We start from the raw sequence: 16,750 nt of genomic DNA on the forward strand, positions 1-16,750 counted from the left end.
AGACGATGCAGCTGAGAAGCAAGGCGGGCGCCCTGGTGATGGCCGGCGCGCTGCTGGCCCTGACCGGACCCCTGACAGCGACGGCGACGGAGTCCGCCCGGGCCCCTGCCACCGCCGCGGCCGAAGGCCCGGACCCGATCGACTTCGCCGTGGTCGTCGACCAGTCGAAGAGTCTCTCCGACAAGGATCTGACACGCGAGGTGGAAGCCGCCGCGCTGCTGAGCCAGGGCGAGATCTCGGAGCGCTCCCGCGCCGCCGTCATCGGGTTCGGCAGCTCCGAGAAGGCGGGACAGACAGCGGTGCGGGAGGTCTGCGGACTCACCGTGGCCGACGCCGCGGGACGGCAGCGACTGAGCGACTGCGTACAGGAGCTGTCCCGCAGAGATCCACGGCGGACCGGTCCGGGAACCGACTTCCCGGCCGCGCTGAGCCAGGCCGTCGACCGGCTGTCCGAGAGCACCGACGAAGCCACCCCGAAGGTGGTCTTCCTGCTCACCGACGGCAAACTGGATGTGCGTGACAGCCCGGAGTACGGCACCGACGCCGCCAGCCGCCAGGCCAACGGCGCCAAACGGCTGACCGAAGCGCTCGCCCGCGCCCGCCGTGAATCCGTCCAGGTATGGCCGCTCGGTTTCGGGGGCGAGATCGACCGGGCGGCCCTGACGGAGATGGCCGAGGGCGGTTTCCGCAACGGCTGCGCCGATCTGCCCGGCGCCACCCCGCGGATGCGCGTGGTGGACAGCTCCACGGAGATCGACAAGGCGCTGCAGGAGACCTTCGCCGCGGCACGCTGCGCCCAGATAGCACACGGCACGGTCGGAAAGCCGCCGGCCGATCTGGCGGTGACGATCCCGCCGATCGCCACCGACGGGTCGATCACCGTCAGCAAACACGACCCCAAGGTGTCGGTCACCTACTACGACCCCAGCGGCCGCAAGGTGCCCACACAAGGGGCGTTCGACGGCTCGACCTTCGAGGCCAGCGGCCAGGACGGCCCGGTCGAGGCGCTGCGTGTGAAGAATCCGCTGCCGGGCCGCTGGCGGGTCCGGGTCGAGGCACCGGAGGGCCACCGGGACCGTGAAGTCGCCGTCCGCGCCATCTGGCAGGGCCGGCTGCGCTCCGCGGTCACCCTGGACCCCGCCGCTCCGCGTGCCGGAGAACAAGCCGTGGTCGAGATCCGGATGCAGACCAGGCGCGGCGTCGTGGTCACCGACGCGCGCCAGCTGGCCGGCGTCAAGGTCTCCGCGCGGTTGTCGGGAAGCGGATTCGCCCCGGTCACCGTGAAGTTGGCGGACGACGGGCGGGCACCGGACCAGCGGGCCGACGACGTGCGCTTCACGGGCACACTCACCGTGCCGGCCGGCGCGTCGGGAGACCTCGAACTCACCACGCAGATGGCCGCTCCCGGGGTCACCGCCGACCGCCGCCCGCTGCACGCCCGCGTCACCTCGGGCACGCCGCCCGTCACAGCGGGGCTGACGGTCGACCGGGCCACCGTGCACCCCGGCGCCACTGTCGGCGGCACCCTGGACGTCACCAACAACGACAGTGGACCGCACACACTGAGGCTGGCCCTCGACGACCAGGCGCCCGGATCCGCGCTGCGGATCAGCCCGGCCACCGTCACAGCGGCCCCGGGCGAGCGCACCCGCGCCAGGTTCACCCTCTCGCTGGGTCCCGGCACTCCGCTCGGCGAGGTGGGGGGAAGAGTCACCGTCGTCGACACGGGCGACGACGGGCGGGTGCTCGACACCTCGTTCCTCGATCTCCGGGTCGAGGCGCCGCCCACCTGGTGGGACCGCTGGTCGGGCGCGGTGATCGGCGGAGCCGCACTGCTGCTGCTGCTCGCGGTCATCGCCGTCATACGGCTCGGAGCCCGCAGGCGGCGCCGCGATCTCGTCGGTGTGCAGCTGGAGTTGAGCATGGAGGGCAGATCGCTCGACGAGCTCACCATACGTTCGGGGCAGAGCACCGGCGGCGAATTCCACTTCACCGTGGACCGGGCCACAGGCGCCGCACCCTCGCTCCAGCGCAGCACCCCCGGAGCGCCCAGTTCCCACCGGCTGCGGCGCACCGGTGGGGGCGAGCTCCTGCTCCGCCCGCACCAGGGGCGCGAACACGCCGTACGCGCGGGGGAGTCCACCGGCATCGCCGACGGCCTGGAACTCGTCGTACGCGACCGCCGCAGCCCGGCCGGCCGGCCGCCGCGCGGCGAGCGCGGCCGCACCCGCACCGGCCGCGCCCCGGGCGGGCGGACCGGGGACGACGCGCGCACACCACCGCGCGGCCGCTGGTCCAGACCCCACCGCGGCAATGACGCGGCCGACAGCCCCCGCCCGGGCGGTGACCCGGCCGGCACCGGAGAACAGGCGGCCGGTACGCGCCGGTTCGACCCCAATTTCTGAGTCACGAGGGGCCGTCGTACGACGGCTCAAGGGGAGACGAGATGAAGATCTACCAGCCCATGCTCTTCGTCGGCCTGGGCGGAACCGGCGGCCGGATCGGCGCCGAGCTGGAACGCGGACTGCGCCGCGAGCTGTGCGGTCCCGATGGCACCAAACTGGTCGCCGCCGGCCGGCGCGCACCGTTCCAGCTGCCGGACTACCTCCAATTCGTCTACGCGGACTTCAGCGAGTCCGAGCTCGACCGGCTCCCGCAGTTCAGCGCCAAGGGCACCGAGGCCGCCGCGTACGCCCGTACCTCACGCGTCATCCACGATCTGCTGCCCACCGGCTACGACAGCTCTCCGGAGGTGACCCGCATGCTGCGGGTCGCCCTGCACGAGGAGACCCACGGCTGGCTGCCGCCGCAGGAGCGGCAGCCGCGCGTGGCCCCGCTGCACAACGGCGCCGGGCAGCTCCCCACGGTGGGCCGGGCCGCGCTCTTCGCCACGCTGCGCAGCGGTCTCGAGCCGGTACTGCGGCAACTGCGCGCGGCCATCAGCACCATCAGCAACTCCGCGGGCGATCTCCGCGACCTGGGCGGACGGCAGATCCGCGGCTGCGATGTGTTCGTGGCGTTCTCGGTGGCCGGAGGTACCGGAGCCGGCATCTACTACGACTTCATCCACCTCATCGGGCACGAGTTCCGCAAGTCCAATGTGCCAGGAGTCAAGATCTATCCCCTGGTGGTCATGCCCTCGGCCTTCCCACCCGAGGCCGGCGGCGGCCGCGAGGCCGAGCTGAACTCCGCCCGCGCGCTGGTCGACCTCGCCCGGCTGGTGGACGACCAGAATGTGCCCGACGCCCGGAACGACTTCGGCGATGTGAAACAGCGCGGCTCGATCAGCGTGCACTATCCCGTGGACGGGGTCGTCGCGCTGCGCCCGTCGACCGTGCAGACCGCCTTCCTCTTCAGCAGGCCCGCGGTCATCAGACCGGAGGACCTGCGCCGCTCCATCACCGCGATGGTGATGTCGCTCATCGGCACGGAGCTGGGCGACGAGAGCGGCCAGGGCCGCACCGAGGACGACTACCAGTCGTTCGCGGCCAGCTTCGTCAACAAGAGCGTGGAGCGCTCCACCCCGGCCCGCTCCGGCATCGGCTACCGCGGCATGTCCACCAGCCTGGCCGCCTCACTGACCGTACCCGTGGACGACCTCGCCGAAATAGTCGCCGGCCGGCTGCTCGCCCAGGCGGTCCACGGCATGGCCGAGGATGCCAGACGCCCCCGTGACGACGGCGCCGAACGGGTCCAGGAGCTCTTCGGGCGCTCCGGCATCGGCCGCCTGTGGACCCGGGAGGCCCCGGAGATCCCGGTCCCCGATCCGCTGCCCAAGGGGAACAAACATATCGGCCAGGCGCTCCGCGACCGGATCGGTGACATGGAGGACCGGCTCGGCAGGCTCGGCCGTGAGCTGGACCGGGAGATCCCGCGGCTCGTCGAGGACTTCAAGCCGCAGGCCGGGGCACGCGAACTCCTCGGCCTGATCGGACCGTTCCAGCTCGAACGGACACTGGCCGGGCTGCATGGCCATCCGCAGCGGGCCGCCGAGGCCGGGTTCGCCGGAATGCTGGAGAACCGGAAGAACGATCCGGAGCGGCCGGACGGCGTTCAGCCCTCCGCCCCGCAGATCCCGCGGATCAGAGGGGGAGTGGGCGGGCTCGTCCCGGCGCGCTGGGGGGACCCGGACGTCCAGGAGGCCATCGTCGAGCAGGACGACTGGTACCGCTGGCGGGCCAACCGGCTGTGGCACCGCGGCTGGAAGGAACAGGAATCCCGGTGGCGGCCACCGATGGCCCGCGCCATCAAGGAGATCGGCGAGCTCGCCAGGGCGCTGCGCGCGCACGAGGAGGACGAGCGCAAGCTGTTCCTGGAACGCCGCAAGGAGCTCTACCGCGACGACCGCACGGGAGTCTCGTATCTGCTGCCTCCGCAGAACAACCTCAGGGCCTTCTACGACGATGTCTTCGACCGCCTCGTCCAGCACGAGGGACTGCCGGAGAACACGGATCCCGCCGGGCTGCTGGCGAGACTGATCCAGCCGGAGGACTGGCAGCGTGCGCTGGAGGCCGTACGCCGCTCTCCGCGCGCCGCCGTCAAGGAGATCAAGCAGGTCGTCGAACAGCGGGTCAAGGGGCTCTTCGGAGAGGCGAGTGTGCTCAACGACCGTCCCCTGCTGCCCTCGATGGGAGTACTGCTGCGGGCCGCGGCCGGCGACGAGGACGCCGAGGCCACCGTGGACAGCCGCTGGCTGGAGCAGTTCCGCTCGCAACTGGCGGGGCTGCTGCCGGTCGGCTTCACCCCGGACGGCAGCGGTCCGCTGAAGGTCCTCATCGTGCACCCGGCAAGCGAGGCGGACGGGCGTGCCGAACAGTTCCTGAAGCAGGAGCTGAATCTGCCGCGCGACCCCCAGGCGACCCAGGAGTACCGGGCCGTGGACACGGAGTCCATCACGGTGGTGCTGTTCCGCAGCGGGATGAGCCTCACCGATGTCTCCGAGGTACGGCATGTGCTCAGGCTCTGGTCGGAGGCGCGGGACGCGGCGGGAGTGGACGACTTCCTGCACTGGCGGCAGCGGCTGGGCCACCGCGACGACTGGCTGGCCAGCACGGAGGACGACCGGCAGCGGATTCTGCACCGGATCCTCTGCGCGATGTGGAACGGACGCGTCGATATCGAGGGTCCGGCCACATCGCCCGAGTTGATACGGATCCGGCTCCAGGAGGGCGACTCGGCGACCATGACCCTGCGGCTGGAGGCCTTCGACGGCTCCGTCTCGAGCTGGGCCGGGCTGCTGGCGGCGTACGAGAGGTGGGCGCTGCTGGACGAGGGCCAGATCATCGAGGACTTCTGCGACCGGCTGATGCGCACCCAGCCGACCGGGCTCGCCACCACCCCCGTACCCGCGTCGACGCTCTTCACGACGCTCGTTCACGAGGTGGCTCCCCAGCAGGTCGCGCTTCTGGACGAGCTCTCCGGGCGGTACGGCGACGAGGACGAGGAATGGCTCGTGCCCCTGCGGCACTTCTGGGAGCAGACCCTCAAGGGAGCCCTGGAGATGCGCTTCCCGGGTGCGTCCCGGCCCACCAGGCCCTCGCTGCGGGCGCTGGACCAGCGCTATGCGCAGGGAGCCGGACCGGAGCCGGACGCGCGGTCCAACGGCGGGCGCACCGCGGGGTCACCGGCACCGGAGCGGCGGGAGCGTGAGAGGCCGCATTTTGAGAAGCGGGAGCGGGAGAGCCCGGAACGCGAGACCCCGGAACGCGAGAGCTCAGAACGGGAGAGCCCGGAGCGCGAGGCGCCGGAGCGTGGGAAGCCGGAGCACAGGAGGCCGGAGCGTGACAGGTCGGAGCCTGACACGGCGGCGTCTTCGGTGAAATACCCCTGGGACCTGGAGGGCGGTGAGGAGTGAAGCCGACCGTGACACCTGAACACCGCATTCCCGCCCACGCGGTCTGCCTCGACCTGAGGCCCTCGGCCCCGGCGACCGCTGGGCAGGACGCGTTGCACAGCGCCGTGGCCGACGCCCTGGACGAGCCCCAGGCCGGCGAGGAGCGGCGCTTCCTCGTCATCGACGACGCGCCCGGTCTCATCACCCATCAACTCCTCTATGAAGAGCTCTACTCCTACGGACCGGCCCAGGTGATCTGCCTGGCCATCGGTCCGGGAGAGGAACGGACCCTGCGGCGGCCGCTCACCCTGCGGCCGCCGGCCGCCGGTGTGCTGTGGCTCCTCGACGTGTCCGGCGGGACCGGCGCCAGAGGCAACGGCCGGAGTCCCGGAACGCACGGAGCCGACGAAGCCCTGCGCCCCCTCATCGAACTCCTCGTCGTCCCCGCGGTGTTCGACGCCGTTCTGCGGGCGCTCGGGGATGTCGTACACGGCGTCGCGGTGCCGGCCGTGCGCATCCTGGAACACGATCTGACGGATGACGCCAGGACCAGGTCCTGGCGGCAGGCGCTGGAGAGCCTGGTGGGCCAGGAAGTCCCCGCCCCCGCCCTGGGCGACACTCTCCCCGTCGAACTGGCGCTGCTGCTCGGCGACTCCGTACCGCGGAACCTGGAGGGCCGCGCCTGGCTGCTGCCCGGCGGCCGGGCCGAGGCGCGGCACCGGGAGTGCGGGGCCGCGCTGCGCGACGCGGTGGAGGGCTATGAGCACGTACGAAGCTGGGCCGGGCTGTTCACGACGGCCCAGGAAGCCGATCTGCCGGGCCGCCTCGAACGCCTCTCGACGGCGCTGGCCGGCTACCAGGAGACCATCGCCGGGGCGCTGTCGGACGGCGGCGGAGTGCGGCTGGCTCCGGAACAGCGCAGCCGGCTGGTGGAGCGCGGAATCGACCTGCCGGAGATCCCCGAAGTGTCCCGCAGCAGTGTCGGGCCCGGTCTGCGCGGCTTCACGGAACGGCTGATCGCCGAGCGGCTTCCGCTGCGTTCGGTCGCCGCGCGGCTCGCGGCACTGTCGGACCGGTCCGCTCCGGCCGGCAGCGCGGCCAGGCTTGCGCGGCTCGACGAGATCTGCGACCGGGACTATCTGAGACATCTGACCTCGCCCGTACCCTTCACCGCGGGCGGCTCCGGGCGCATCGCGGCCGTCGTGGCGTTTCTGCTGGCGTTCGGCGCCGGCCTGTGGCCGGGACTCGGCTGGGTGCTGGGACCGGCCACCGGGCTGGTCGGGGCAGCACTCGCCGTACTCATGATGCGCCGCAGGCCCAGCCGTTCACCCGACGGCAGGCTCGACGGCGGGGGGAGCACGGGGGCGGCGCCCCGCCTGTTCGGCGGGCTGGCGGGTGGCGTGGCCGGGGCGGGAACCGGGCAGTTCCTCGGGCTTCCCTCGTGGGCCGGTGCGGCCGCACTGGTGCTCTCTCTCGTGATGCTGGTGCTGTTGGCGCTGCGCCACTGGAGCGCGGCCGTCGACGCCTGGTGGAGCCGGATGGACGCGGAGTTCGCCGCCCAGCTGGTGCGCGACGTCGATCAGCTGCTGATCGAAACGGCCGTCCACGACTGGCTGTTCGCGGATGCCCGCTACCACTGCTCGGACGGCGCCAGAGCTGTCTCTCTGCTGCTGCGGGGCCTCGCCGACACGGCGGAGCGGCACACCCCGGTTGGCTCGCGGCCCTCCGGAACCCGCCGCGAGGAAGCGCCGGCGCCCGGTCCAGGGCCTCGGCCCGGTCCGGGTCCTGGTCCGGGGCCGGCGGCTTCGGCCGAGGCGGAGCCGGTGGCCGAGTCCTGGAGCTGGGACAGCTGGGGCGACAGCGCCGCCGGTGACGGCTGGCTCGACGCCGCACCGGCGGCCGACCTCATAGGCGCACCGGATCCGGCCGGCCGCTTCGCAGACCCTGTGGACCCCGTCGGTTCCTTCGAGCGCACTCGAATGGATGGGACGGCAGAGCCTCCGGCCGACGAAGAGCAACCGGACGACGGCGGCATCCAGTTCGAGGCGGTCACCGATCCGGCCTGGCTGGAGCGGGAGCGCGGCGACGGCGGCCCCGCGCTGGTCGACACGCTCGTCTCGGATCTCATGGAGGGAGTGACCCGCATTGTCACGCCCTGTTGGGGAGCGGTCGAGCGGGACCCGTCGACCGCGGGCCGGATGCCGCTGGACCGGCCGATGGGCGAGCTGCTCGACGAGGTGCACGCACGGCTGCAGCGCGACGGAGCGGCCTCGCCGCCGCCTTTTGCCCCGCACCCCGAACGGCGCCCGGGTGCGCCCCAGTTGCTCGGCGTCTCCGCGGACCGGGTGGCCTGGCTCCTGGGACCGGGCAGCGCGGGTGAGCAGGCCGTGCCGCTGTGCGGCGCCGAGCACCGGCGGATGCTGTCCAAGGATCCGGTGGCGGTACGGCAGGTGCGGTTCGTGCCGGAGGCGATGCGCCGCGGCGCGGAGCAGGACGAGAACCACGACAGCTGGCGCGGCGCGGCCGAGGACGTGGTGTGGACGGCGACCGGCCGGCACGCCGGTGTGCTGCGGCTCGTACCGCTGCGTGCGGAGACCGTCCGTACCGTCAGGGGAGAGGAGGGCAGTACGCCGTGACCGAACCGGTAGGTGGCGCGTACTCCGCATCCGCGGAGGCGTCCGGGGTGCTGGAATTCCTCACCCACAAGGAGGATCCCGTCGGGTTCGCGGCCCGGTTCGGCGCGGACCGGCGGCTGCCGGGGCGGCCGTCACTGGTCGCACGCGAGGTGACACTCGGCGCGGGCTGGCCGGTGCACCAGTACCGGCTTCCGCTCTCCGGCCAGGCGGATCCGCAGGCGTACGCCGCACTGGAGCGGGAAGTGGCCGCGGCCGTCGCCCTGGAGCGGAGGTACGGCTCCGAGCGGTACGGCGAAGTGTTCACGCGGATGATCGGCTTCGATCTGGAGGCCCCTGAGCCCTTCATCCTCTACCGGATCCACGGCGGTGAGCCGATCAGTACCCGGCGCGGCGCCCTGACCGTGGACGAGCAGCACCAGGTGCTCGCCCAACTCACCCTGGCCGTCAGGCTGCTGGAGGACGTGGGGCTCGTGCACCGGGCCATCGCGCCGGAGACCGTCAGCTGGGACGGCACCCATGTGCGGCTCGCCGAGCCGTACGGCGCGCTGCGCACCGGAGAGCCCAGGGGCGCGTTCGGCGCGGCGCCGTGGGCGTCGCCCGAACAGCGCGAGGGCATGGGAGGCGCCGATGCCAGGGACGACCTGTGGGCCGTCGCCCAGCTGATGTACTTCCTGCTCTCCGGACGGGCGGACCGGGGCACGGGCCCGCCCGCCGATCTCGCCGACTTTCGTCGGCTGGCCGCGCTCGACCACGGCGGTGTGTTCGCTCCGCTGGCGGTCGAGCGGCCCACGCCGACGGAACTGATGCGGCTGCTCAACGTCACCGACCCGCTGGTCTCGGCACCCGGTGTCACGGATCCGCTCGGCCGGGCACGTGCCGACTTCGACGCCCAACTCGCCCGCAAGAGAAGAGAGCTGGGCCTCGACCGGCCGGTGGAAGAGGCGGCCGTACAGACGCCGGGGCCCACTCGCCGCTCGCTGCGCTCCTTGCTGGGAGCCGTACCTCCCCCGAACGGGGCCGTCCCCCGGCCCGTCGCGGAGCCCGTGCACGAGCCGACGGCGTCCCCACGCCCCCGGCTGTGCCCGCACTGTCTGCTCCCGGTCACCTTCGACGAGAGCATGCTGCTCACGATCTCTCCCAAGGGCGACCGCATACCGCTCGACCTCAGTACCGAGCACCGCCCCGCACACCGGCAGGACGCGCTGCGCCAGGCGTTCCACCGCTGCCCGCACGCCGACGGAGACAGGTCGCACGAACTGCCCGTCCCGTATCTCACCAACGGTGAGCCTCTCTCCATCGCCCTGGTGGGCAGCTCGGCCGTGGGCAAGACGCATCTGCTGGCCGCGATGCTCGGCGAGATCGAACAGGGCGGGCTTGAGCCGTACGGTCTCAAGTGCCTGCCGCTCAACCCGGCTTCGCACCGTACGTTTCTGCGGGAGCGGGTGCAGGGCCTGCACCAGGGAAAGCAGCTGGCCAGCACCGGCCAGCAGACCTTCGCGCGCTTCGCCGACGGTCTCCTGGTCTCCGGGCGCGGGCCGACCCGGCCGGTCGTCTTCTTCGACCTCGCAGGCGAGGACCTGGCGCAGGAGGGAGAGGTGACCGGGTTTCTGATGGGCGTCGGCGCCTTCATCTTCGTACTGGATCCGCTGCGCGCGCTGCGGTTGCCGTTCCTCGACCCGGTACGCGAGCGGAACAAGCTGCGCCGGCGCGATCTGGGCGACGAGGCGTTCACCACCGTCCTCAACCGGATACCGCGGCGCGGGCCGTACATCGACGCGCCGGCGGCGGTCGCGGTGAACAAGAGCGACCTGGTGCGCTTCGACCCCTCCGTGGACCGCTGGCTGGGCCGCGCACTGCCGGCGCGGTTCGACGCGGATGCGGTGCGCGCGGAGAGCCGTGACGCCTACGCGTTCGTATCGCACCACGCCAGCTCCGCCTGGCTGAAGCCCTTCGACGACTGTGCCCGCTGCACCCTGCACTTCGTCGCGGCGACCGGTGGCCAGGCGAGGGGCGACGAGTTTCCACACGGCGTCAGACCCCGCCGGGTGCTGGCGCCTCTGCTGTCGATCTTCGCCATGTGCGGGCTCCTGCCGGGAGCGGAGCCGAGAGAGGTGGGCGCCTGATGGTCCGGCAAGAGGAGTGGGTGGAGCAGATCGTCTTCCGCTGGGACGCCGACAACGCGTCGGGTACCACCGGCTTCGGTCCGGTGGCCTGGTCCTGCGGCCCGGAGCAGGCCGACGGCGTCTTCCGCAGCGCGGCCGCGCTGCTCCGGGCGACCGGCGAGGACACGGTGCCCGCGCTCGTCCGGCTGGAGCGCGACGGCAGCGCCCTGCTGCTGCACCGCACCCCCTGGCGCGACGCGGGCGGGAGTACGAGCACGGTCTGCCATGCGCTGCTCGGATCGTCCCAAGTACTCGATCCCGACACCTGCCTGGGGTTGCACGACTGGTCCTGGGAGGGCAGCGAACTGGCGCTGGGCGAGGTCCGGGGTGCTCTGGACCAGGTGCGCCAGGCGGCGCTGCTGCCCTCGGCCCTCGAGGGGCAGGGCCGGCTGGCGGCGACCCTGGCCGGAGTGGAGGAGGAACTGACGGGCGCGGCCGCGGAGTTCCTGCGCCATCCCCGTCAGCGCTTCACTCTGCTGGACCGTCAGGGCGGCGACAGTGCCTGCCGGGTGCTCTGGGGCATGGCCGGCATCTTCAGCGGACTCGTCCCGAGAGGCTGGACGTTCGCGACGCACGACACGGCCGAAACTGCGGCGCTGCGCTTCGTTTTCGTACGAAGCTGGCCGGGTTCGGCGGCTCAGGACACCCAGCGGCTGCGTACGGATCCGCGGGAGCGGTGCCGGGACCGCGCGGAGGAACTCGCGGCCGAGCTGGTCCGCCACCATCTTCGCGGGGTGGCGCAGGGGGACGGGCGGGAGTTCGAGGTGGACAGGGCGCTGCGGACGGTTGCGACGCAGCGGGCGGGGAACGGCGCGGGCGGGCGGACGCTGCTGGACACGGTGGAACGTGCGCTGTCGGCGCTGGACGGCGCCGGACGCGGGCACGGCGGCCGCCGGGCGGAGGAGCACCGTCCGCCTCCATGGGAGGAAGAGCCCGGCCGGGAGTCGCCGGCGCGTGAGCCCTACGACGGGCGGGAGCCACACACGCAGCACCAGCACCAAGCGCCCACGCAGCACCAGCCGCACGCGCAGCAACACGACCAGCCGTACACGCAGCACCAGCACCAAGCGCCCACGCAGCACCAGCCGCACGCGCAGCAACACGACCAGCCGTACACGCAGCAACAGCACCAGGCGCCCACGCACCACCAGCCGCACCCGCAGCAGCCGCTCGCGACGCACCAGCCGCTCCCGGCTCAGCCGCCGTATCCCGTCTCGCACGCCGTCTCGCCCGCGGTCTCGCGCCCGGCCGAGTCCGAGGTCCGGATCGTCCCGGCGGAGTGGAAGGCTCCGCAGGCGAGTCGGCCCCGGCTGCCCCGGCTGCCCCGGCTGCGCCGGCGCGGTCGGCGACCGACGGTGGACTACCAGTACCTGCTGACCGTGCTCTCCGTCTTCCCCGAGCGCTACACCGGGCCGGGCGATGCCAGGGAGCTGGTGAGGGGCGCCGTGGACGGGGACTTGATTCGCGCGCTGCGGGCCGGAATCCCCTACGAGGCGGTGACACTCCTGATGGCGGAGATAGCCGAGAGGTGGCCGTACTGGCACCACCGGCTACGTCGGGGGCTGCGCGACACCGTCCTCGACCTCGATCTCTTCCTGGCGGGTCAGCCAGGTCCGGGCGGTGGTGGCGACGGCCCCGGCGACGAGATCCGGGCCGCCAACGCCGCATCCCTCTACCGCTGGGTGGTACGGCCGCTGCTGGACGACCCACGGCCGAAGGCCCGCTTGACCGAGCTGCTGCCCCGGCTGAGTACCGGCTCCGACCGGGCAGGCCGCGCCGCGGTCCGGCAGATCGTGGCGGCCGAGCGACCCGGACTGCCGGAAACCACGTGGCTGGCACTGCTCAGGGCGGCGCACGGAGGGTACGAGCCGAGCGTCGTCGTCGGCTCCGCCCACGATGCTCGGGCGACGCCGCGGAGTCTCCCGGATCAGCCTCCGCCGCCCTCGGCCCCCGCCGCGCGCGATCCTGACCGCCCTTCGGCACAGGACGGCCGGCTGGTCGTCGTCGTTCTCGCCGCCGTGCTCGTGGTCGCCGTGGTTCTGATCGTGATGCTGATGAGCGTCATGTAGGCGGGGGACAGCACAATGAGTTGGGAAGGTGAGCCGTTCGCCGGGTGAACGGTGCTCCGCGCGGTGAGGATGGGGACATGGGATTCCACGTCGACTCCGAGACCGGGCTGCTGCGCCAGGTCATACTGCACCGACCAGACCTGGAGCTGAAGCGCCTCACACCCAGTAACAAGGACGCCCTCCTCTTCGACGATGTGCTGTGGGTGCGCCGTGCCCGGCAGGAGCACGACGGATTCGCGGACGTGCTGCGCGACCGCGGGGTGGAGGTGCACCTCTTCGGCGATCTGCTCCGCGAGTCGATGGAGATCCCGGAGGCCAGAAAGCTTGTGCTGGACCGGGTCTTCGCCGAGAAGGAGTACGGTCCGCTCGCCACCAGCCACCTCAGAGCCGCTTTCGACGAGCTGCCCACGGCCGACCTGGTCGAGGCGCTGGTCGGCGGGATGACCAAGAGGGAGTTCCTCGCCGGTCATCCCGAGCCCACGTCCGTCCGCTTCCATGTGATGGATCTCGACGACTTTCTCCTACGGCCCCTGCCGAACCATCTCTTCACCCGCGACACCTCCGCCTGGATCTACGACGGCGTCTCCATCAATGCCATGCGCTGGCCGGCCAGGCAGCGTGAGACCGTCCACTTCGAGGCGATCTACAAGCACCACCCGCTCTTCACCGGTCCGCGCGCGGGAGAGTTCCACCACTGGTCGGAGGGGCAGGACGACTACCCCTCCACCATCGAGGGCGGCGACGTCCTGGTCATCGGCAACGGCGCGGTACTGATCGGGATGAGTGAGCGGACCACTCCGCAGGCCGTGGAGATGCTGGCCCGCGGGCTGTTCGCGGCCGGTTCGGCCCGGACCATCGTGGCGCTCGACATGCCCAAGCGACGGGCTCTGATGCACCTCGACACCGTGATGACGATGGTCGACCGCGACACCTTCACCCAGTACGCGGGGCTCGGCATGCTCCGTTCGTACACCATCGAACCGGCCGAAGGCGCTCAGGGGCTGAGGGTCAGCGATCATCCGCCCGAGCAGATGCACAGCGCGATCGCGGCCGCGCTGGGGTTCAAGGAGATCAGGGTCCTCACGCCGACCCAGGACGTCCACTCGGCGGAGCGCGAGCAGTGGGACGACGGCTGCAACGTCCTCGCCGTCGAGCCGGGCGTCGTCGTCGCGTACGAGCGCAATGTCACCACCAACACCCACCTGCGCAAGCAGGGCATCGAAGTGATCGAGATCCCCGGCAGTGAACTGGGCCGGGGCAGAGGGGGACCTCGCTGCATGAGCTGTCCCGTCGAACGCGATGCCGTATAGCAATGCAGGCTTTCGTATATACTTCCAAGGTCACGTCATCACATTCGCGACCCAGGAGCAGCCACCATGGCTATACACCTCGAAGGCCGCCACTTCCTCAAGGAGCTGGACTTCACCGCCGACGAGTTCCGCGGCCTGATCGGCCTGGCCGCGGAACTCAAGGCGGCCAAGCGAGCGGGCACCGAGGTCCAGCGGCTGCGCGGCAAGAACATCGCGCTGATCTTCGAGAAGTCGTCGACCCGTACGCGCTGCTCCTTCGAGGTCGCCGCCGCGGACCAGGGCGCATCGACGACATACATCGACCCGGCCGGTTCGCACATCGGCAGCAAGGAGTCCGCCAAGGACACCGCGCGGGTGCTCGGCCGGATGTTCGATGCCATTGAATTCCGCGGTGACGGGCAGGCCACCGTCGAGGAGCTCGCCGCGTTCGCCGGGGTCCCGGTCTACAACGGCCTCACCGACGACTGGCACCCCACCCAGATGCTCGCCGATGTGCTCACCATGACCGAGCACAGCGACAAGCCGCTCGAGCGGATCGCCTTCGCCTACCTCGGCGACGCCCGCTTCAATATGGGCAACTCCTACCTGGTCACCGGCGCACTGCTGGGCATGGATGTACGGATCGTCGCGCCGAAGGCGTACTGGCCGGCGGAGGAGATCGTCGCCCGGGCCCGCGAGGCTGCCGAGCTCAGTGGCGCGCGGATCACCCTCACCGAGGACATCGCCGAGGGCGTCCGGGGCGCGGACTTCGTCGCCACCGATGTCTGGGTCTCGATGGGCGAGCCCAAGGAGATCTGGGACGAGCGCATCGAGGCGCTCGGTCCTTATGCCGTGACCATGGATGTCCTGCGCGCCACGGGCAACGCGGGGGTGAAGTTCCTGCACTGCCTGCCCGCCTTCCACGACCTGGGCACAAAGGTCGGCCGGGAGATCCATGAGAGGCATGGGCTGACCGAGCTGGAAGTCACGGACGAAGTCTTCGAATCGGACCACTCGGTCGTCTTCGACGAGGCGGAGAACCGTATGCACACGATCAAGGCGATCATGGTCGCCACCCTCGGGCGCGCCGGATAGTCATGCGGGCGGCTCCGCGGGCCGGTTCCGGGCAGGCCGGTTCGGGGTCCGTCGGCTCCGCGCCGGCTATCGCGGAGCCGGTCGGTTCCGTGCCGGAAGCGTGAACCAGACCGCCTTGCCCGCGGCGGTGGGGCGGTGGCCGTAGGCCGAGCTCAGCGCTCGGATCAGCAGCAGCCCGCGGCCGTGCTCCTGCCAGGGATCGGGCTCGGGGCCGGGGCGGGCGAGATCGCCGGGCGGGGCCGGGTCGCCGTCATGGACCTCCACCTGGCATTCCGTCTCCAGCAGCTCCACGACCAGCTCTATGGGCGAGTCTCCGGGGGTGTGCTTCACCGCGTTGGCGACCAGCTCGGCCGTGAGCAGCTCGGCCGTGTCGCTGTCCGCGGGCGCCTCGATGTCCGCCAGCGCCGTACGGATCAGGGCGCGGGCGATGGGCACGGCGGCGGCGGTGTGCGGCAGTGCGATGCGCCACGAGGCGGAGCTGGAGGCTTCGAGCAACTTGGGCGGGTCCATTCGAGGTGCGACGTCCTGGTTGCAACCATACGAACCGGAACGGGCTGGACAAGGGGCTGCGGCCCGCTCTGGGTGGGACATATGCCACACCCGCTACCGCGCTCCCGCCGAGTCGGTGCCCTGACGTATCGCGTACTCGTGACGGAAGTCACGTATGAGTGATAGCTTCAAGAGGCGGGCAGGCAGCAGACCGCCCGCCGAAGGAGGCCACATTCCATGAGCCCCTTTTCCGGCTCCGCGTCGCGTACCGAGGACTGGCGCCATCTCCGGCTCACCCAGGAGGACGGGGTCGCGACCGTCACCCTCGCCCGCCCCGAGAAGCTCAACGCACTCACCTTCGGCGCCTACGCCGACCTGCGCGATCTGCTCGCGGAACTGGCGCGTGAGCGGTCGGTACGGGCGCTCGTGCTGGGCGGGCAGGGGCGCGGGTTCTGCTCCGGCGGCGATGTCGACGAGATCATCGGCGCCACGCTCGCCATGGACACCGCGCAGCTCCTCGACTTCAACCGGATGACCGGTCAGGTCGTACGGGCGCTGCGGGAATGCCCTTTCCCGGTGATCGCCGCGGTACACGGCGTCGCGGCGGGCGCCGGTGCGGTGCTGGCGCTGGCCGCGGACTTCCGTATCGCGGACCCCTCGGCCCGGTTCGCGTTCCTCTTCACCAAGGTGGGGCTCTCGGGCGGCGACATGGGCGCGGCGTATCTGTTGCCGCGGGTCGTCGGGCTGGGACACGCCACCCGGCTGCTGATGCTCGGCGAACCGGTCCGTGCACCGGAGGCCGAACGGATCGGCCTGATCAGCGAGTTGACGGACGAGGGCGATGCGGACACCCGGGCGGCCGAGCTGGCCCGCCGCCTGGCACAGGGCCCGGCGCTGGCGTACGCCCAGACCAAGGCACTGCTCACCGCCGAGCTCGACATGCCACTGGCGGCGGCGGTCGAGCTGGACGCGGCGACGCAGGCGCTGCTGATGAACGGCGAGGACTACGCGGAGTTCCACGCGGCATTCACGGAGAAGCGCGCGCCGAAGTGGCAGGGGCGCTGACGATGCCCCGCCCGGCCGGAGGCGCCCCGGCGAGCCCGCTCCCTGCCGTGCCGCCCGAATCGACCCGGACCTCCCTCTCACCGGCCGAGCAGGAGGTCCGGGTCCGCGAGCC

At 71.7% G+C, this 16,750-nt stretch carries 9 protein-coding genes; 8 read left to right on the forward strand and 1 reads right to left on the reverse strand.

Annotated features, from left to right (window positions below):
* The first annotated feature begins 5 nt into the window (after positions 1–5).
* The 7 genes from OG966_RS30915 (at position 6) to argF (ending at position 15,084) form a co-directional block, all read left to right on the forward strand.
* On the forward strand, positions 6–2,405 hold the full coding sequence (locus tag OG966_RS30915) for a vWA domain-containing protein (RefSeq protein ID WP_326653259.1): 2,400 nt from the start codon (positions 6–8) through the stop codon (positions 2,403–2,405).
* A gap of 41 nt (positions 2,406–2,446) precedes the next feature.
* The gene (locus tag OG966_RS30920) at positions 2,447–5,854 is read left to right on the forward strand and encodes a tubulin-like doman-containing protein (RefSeq protein WP_326653260.1); all 3,408 of its coding nucleotides are present in this window, start codon (positions 2,447–2,449) and stop codon (positions 5,852–5,854) included.
* Between the two features lie 8 nt (positions 5,855–5,862).
* Positions 5,863–8,469: a hypothetical protein gene (locus tag OG966_RS30925; protein ID WP_326653261.1), complete on the forward strand. Its 2,607-nt coding sequence runs from the start codon at positions 5,863–5,865 to the stop codon at positions 8,467–8,469.
* Complete coding sequence (locus tag OG966_RS30930) at positions 8,466–10,592, forward strand: hypothetical protein (protein ID WP_326653262.1); 2,127 nt, start codon at positions 8,466–8,468, stop codon at positions 10,590–10,592. Before OG966_RS30925 ends, OG966_RS30930 begins: the two co-directional genes overlap by 4 nt.
* Complete coding sequence (locus tag OG966_RS30935; RefSeq protein WP_326653263.1) at positions 10,592–12,700, forward strand: hypothetical protein; 2,109 nt, start codon at positions 10,592–10,594, stop codon at positions 12,698–12,700. Before OG966_RS30930 ends, OG966_RS30935 begins: the two co-directional genes overlap by 1 nt.
* A 77-nt stretch (positions 12,701–12,777) precedes the next feature.
* A complete protein-coding gene (locus OG966_RS30940) occupies positions 12,778–14,010 on the forward strand; it encodes an arginine deiminase (RefSeq protein WP_326653264.1) in 1,233 nt (410 codons plus the stop codon).
* Positions 14,011–14,076: 66 nt separating this feature from the next.
* Positions 14,077–15,084, forward strand: coding sequence for an ornithine carbamoyltransferase (gene argF, locus OG966_RS30945; protein WP_326653265.1), 1,008 nt, complete (start codon positions 14,077–14,079; stop codon positions 15,082–15,084).
* Between the two features lie 66 nt (positions 15,085–15,150).
* On the opposite strand, the gene OG966_RS30950 is transcribed toward argF, so the two are convergent.
* A complete protein-coding gene (locus OG966_RS30950; RefSeq protein ID WP_326653267.1) occupies positions 15,151–15,594 on the reverse strand; it encodes an ATP-binding protein in 444 nt (147 codons plus the stop codon).
* A gap of 216 nt (positions 15,595–15,810) precedes the next feature.
* Here OG966_RS30950 and OG966_RS30955 point away from each other — a divergent pair, with 216 nt between their 5' ends.
* Positions 15,811–16,638: an enoyl-CoA hydratase family protein gene (locus OG966_RS30955; RefSeq protein ID WP_326653268.1), complete on the forward strand. Its 828-nt coding sequence runs from the start codon at positions 15,811–15,813 to the stop codon at positions 16,636–16,638.
* Positions 16,639–16,750: the final 112 nt, after the last annotated feature.

This window comes from Streptomyces sp. NBC_01750, assembly GCF_035918095.1.
In the GTDB taxonomy this organism is placed as follows: Bacteria; Actinomycetota; Actinomycetes; order Streptomycetales; family Streptomycetaceae; genus Streptomyces.

Excerpts from the sequence above, each read along its gene's own strand:
- OG966_RS30915 (WP_326653259.1), top strand. The coding sequence starts at position 6 with ATGCAGCTGAGAAGCAAGGCGGGCGCCCTGGTGATGGCCGGCGCGCTG.
- OG966_RS30920 (WP_326653260.1), top strand. The coding sequence starts at position 2,447 with ATGAAGATCTACCAGCCCATGCTCTTCGTCGGCCTGGGCGGAACCGGC.
- OG966_RS30935 (WP_326653263.1), top strand. The coding sequence starts at position 10,592 with ATGGTCCGGCAAGAGGAGTGGGTGGAGCAGATCGTCTTCCGCTGGGAC.
- OG966_RS30940 (WP_326653264.1), top strand. The coding sequence starts at position 12,778 with ATGGGATTCCACGTCGACTCCGAGACCGGGCTGCTGCGCCAGGTCATA.
- argF (WP_326653265.1), top strand. The coding sequence starts at position 14,077 with ATGGCTATACACCTCGAAGGCCGCCACTTCCTCAAGGAGCTGGACTTC.
- OG966_RS30950 (WP_326653267.1), bottom strand. The coding sequence starts at position 15,594 with ATGGACCCGCCCAAGTTGCTCGAAGCCTCCAGCTCCGCCTCGTGGCGC.
- OG966_RS30955 (WP_326653268.1), top strand. The coding sequence starts at position 15,811 with ATGAGCCCCTTTTCCGGCTCCGCGTCGCGTACCGAGGACTGGCGCCAT.